This window comes from Sphaerisporangium rhizosphaerae (assembly GCF_042665155.1).
Lineage (GTDB): Bacteria > Actinomycetota > Actinomycetes > Streptosporangiales > Streptosporangiaceae > Sphaerisporangium > Sphaerisporangium rhizosphaerae.
The window spans coordinates 1-3,932 of sequence record NZ_JBHTCG010000071.1; the positions used below are offsets into that span (position 1 = coordinate 1).

Here is a 3,932-nt window from a genome sequence, read left to right on the forward strand (position 1 = left end):
TGTGGCTGGGGTCGGTGAAGTCCAATCTCGGGCATACCCAGGCGGCGGCCGGGGTGGCCGGTGTGATCAAGATGATCCTGGCCATGCGGCACGGGTTGTTGCCCAAGACGCTGCACGTGGACGCCCCCTCATCGAAGGTGGACTGGTCGGGTGGCGCGGTGGAGCTACTGACCGAACCTCAGCCCTGGCCCAAGGACGCGGACCGGCCGCGCCGGGCGGGAGTGTCCTCGTTCGGCATCTCCGGCACCAACGCGCACGTGATCCTGGAAGAGCCGCCCGTTGAGGAACCGTCGGCCATCGGCGCCGGTTCGACCGCACCCGCTGGTGAGGAAGCGCCGGCCGGTGAGGGGTCGCCGGATAGGGAGCAGGCCGAGGCGGGATCGCCCGTTTCGGCTGGAACGGAAGGCACGGCCGCGCCGTCGGTGCCTGTGGCGTTGCCGGTGCCGGTGGTGGTGTCGGCCAAGAGCCAGGCGGCGTTGCGGGCCCAGGCCGCTCGGCTGGCCGCTTTCATGACCGGGCACGATGCGGCCGGCCCGGTCGAGGTGGCCGCCGCCCTGACCCGCCGAGCCGCCCTGGAGCACCGAGCGGTGCTGCCGGCGGCCGACCGAGAAGGTCTACTCGCCGCGCTGCGTACCCTCGCCGGCGAACCAACGGCCTCGGCGTTGACGGCCGGCGGGTTGACGGCCGCAGAGTCGACGGCCGGCAGAGCGGCGTCCGGCGAGCCGACGACCGACGGGTTGACGACCCGTGTGTTGGCGGCCGGTGGGTTGGCGGCCGGCGGGTTGGCTGGCGGGGTGCTGGGTTCGGCTGCTGTGGTGGGTCGGGTGCGGTCGGGCCGGGTTGCGGTGGTGTTCTCGGGTCAGGGTGCTCAGCGGGTGGGGATGGGCCGGGAGTTGTATGCGGCTTTCCCGGTGTTCGCCCGCGCGTTCGATGAGGCCTGCGCACTTCTGGAGGCCGAACTCACCGCCGCCGACGCTGCCGGCGTGGTGACCGGCCTGGCCGATGGTGCGAGCCTGCGAGACATCATCCTCGGCCACACCAGCCACACCAGCCAGATCGGCCAGAACGGCCAGACCAGCCAGAACGGCGAGGCGAGCCCGAACAGCCAGAACGGTCAGACCAGCGACGCTGGTCAGAGCGGGGAGAGCGGCGAAGTTCGCGAGAGCGGCCAGACGAGCGAGGTCGGTCAGACCGGCGAGATCGGTCAGACGAGTGGTTCTGCTGCTGGCGGGTTTGTTGCTGGTGGGGTGCTGGATCAGACGGTGTTCGCTCAGGCCGGGTTGTTCGTGGTGGAGACGGCGTTGTTCCGGTTGTTGGAGTCGTTCGGTGTGCGGCCTGATTTTGTGGCGGGGCATTCGCTGGGGGAGATTTCTGCGGCGCATGTGGCCGGTGTTCTGGATTTGGCGGATGCGTGTCGGTTGGTGGCTGCTCGTGGGCGGTTGATGCAGGGGTTGCCGTCCGGTGGTGCGATGGCGGCGATCGGCTGCGGCGAGCAGGAGATCGCGCCGGTGCTGGCTGGGCGTGGCGAGATCTCGGTGGCGGCGGTGAACGCGCCGGGTTCGGTGGTGGTCTCCGGCGCCTGCGATCAGGTGGATCAGGTGGTGGAGTGGGCGCGAGAGCGCGGGTATCGCACCCGGCCGTTGCGGGTGTCGCATGCGTTCCATTCGCCGTTGATGGAGCCGATGCTGGCCGAGTTCGAGCGGGTGGTGGCCGGGTTGACGCTGCGTCGCCCGGAGCTGCCGCTGGTGTCCAACCTGTCGGGTGACCTCGTCGGCGAGGAGGTCACCGAGCCCGGGTACTGGGTCGAGCACGTCCGTCGGCCGGTGCGGTTCGCCGACACCATCACCACCCTGCGCGGACAGGGCGTCTGCTGTTACATCGAGGCGGGCCCGGACGCCCAGCTCACCCCGATGATCGAGCAGACCCTCGCCCACCACGACCACGACCACACTGGCAGCAAACACCTCGGCGGGACCGGCGGTGGGGACGGCGACCACGCTCAGGTCCGCCGGGTCGACGGTGGCCGCAAGGACACAGAGCCTGCCTCGGTGGTGGCGTTGCTGCGCCGCGATCGAGATGAGACGGCTCAACTGGTCGCCGGGCTCGGCCAGGCGTGGACGCGTGGCACGGCCGTGGACTGGACCGCCTGGCCGACCGGTTCGGTCGGGGCTCGGGTCGTCCATCTGGATCTGCCCACCTACCCCTTCCAGCATCGCCGTTACTGGCTGCAGCTCGCCGCCGGTGACCTGGCCGCCCTCGGCCAGGCCGCCGCCGATCATCCGATCCTTGGTGCGGTGGTGGAGCAGCCTGACGGGGGCGCCATCCTGACCGGCCGCCTTTCGGTCACGGCCCAGCCCTGGCTGGTCGACCATGCCATCAACGCCACCCCGATCCTGCCCGGCACCGCCTTCGTGGAACTGGCCCTGCGCGCCGGAGACCAGGTCGGCTGCCCCACCATCGACGAACTCACCCTGCACGCCCCCCTGCCCATCCCCGACGCCCGCCACCACAACACCGGCCACCACAGCAACGGCCGGCACAGCAACGGGGACAGCGGCAGCGGCGACACCGGAAGCGTCGTGGTGCAGGTCACCGTGACCGGACCAGGCCAAGACGGCCGACGTCAGATCGCCATCCACTCCAAGGACGACCACGGGCAGTGGACTCGGCACGCCACCGGAACCCTCACCCCCACCCCCGCCACTGCTCAAGACACTCCGACGGAGTTGAGTCAGGCTTGGCCTCCGCCGGGCGCTGAGCCACTGGACACCATCGGCTTGTACGACCGCCTGGTCGACCACGGCTACGGCTACGGCCCCGCTTTCCATGGCCTGACCCGCGCCTGGGAAGACCAGGATGACCTTTATGCCGAGGTGTCGCTGCCGGTTGACGTCGCTGATCCGGCGGGGTATGGCGTTCACCCCGCGTTGCTGGACGCGGCGATGCACGTGGGCATGCTGGCCGTGCAGGACGCCGGTCAGGATGCCGGGGAGACCGGTCCGCTGATTCCGTTCAACTGGAACGGCGTCACCCTGCACGCCGCCGGCGCCACCGCGCTTCGCGTACGGCTGCGCCGCCTGGACGGCGAGGCGGTCACCCGGCTGGACCTCACCGATCCGGCCGGTCGGCCGGTGGCTTCGGTGGAGACACTGACCGCACGACCGCTGGCTCCTGAGCAGTTGGGCGGCGCGGCCTCGACGCGGTGGTTGTACGAGGTGGCTTGGCGGGCGCTGGACGAGCGCGGGCCCGCCGAGACCGCCGAGACCGCTGCCGGGGCGCAAGATGTCGCGACGCTGGATGTCGCCTCTTCGGTGGGAGCGAAATCCGCTGCCCGAGGCGCGGGGGCCGGTGGCGGCGGGCCGGTGGAGGGTGACGTTCCGGTCCCGGTGCGGGTGCGGTGGGCCGTCGAGGAAGTGCTGGGTGAGTTGCAGTCCTGGTTGGCCGAGGCGGACGCGCGGCCGGCAGTGGTGGTTACTCGGGGCGCGGTGGCCGTGGCCGATGGTGAGGTTCCCGATCCGGCGCAGGCTGCGGTGTGGGGGCTGGTGCGGGCCGCTCAGGCGGAGGAACCCGGCCGGATCACCCTGATCGACCTCGACCCGGACGACGTTTCGCTGGAAGACGCGCAGGTCGCCGCTGCGTCCGACGACGCGTCGGACGCCCAGGCGGCCAAGCGTGCCAAGGCTGCCGAGGCGGCCGCGGTGCTTCGGAGCGGGGAACCACAGGTCGCGTTGCGCGGCGACCGGCTCTTAACGCCGCGGCTGGAGCGGGCCCGCCTCGGCGAGGAGCCCGTGGCGGCCTGGCCGGTCGATGGGACCACGCTGATCACCGGCGGCACCGGCGGGCTGGGCGCCCTGATGGCCCGGCATCTGGTCGCCGTGCACGGCGTGCGGCATCTGCTGCTGGTCTCCCGTCGCGGCCTGGACGCCCCCGGC

1 pseudogene is annotated in these 3,932 nt (G+C 71.4%); it reads left to right on the plus strand.

The window, feature by feature from the left end:
• Positions 1 to 5 precede the first annotated feature (5 nt).
• Positions 6 to 3,932: pseudogene (locus tag ACFQSB_RS40005) on the plus strand (acyltransferase domain-containing protein); the annotation flags it as partial.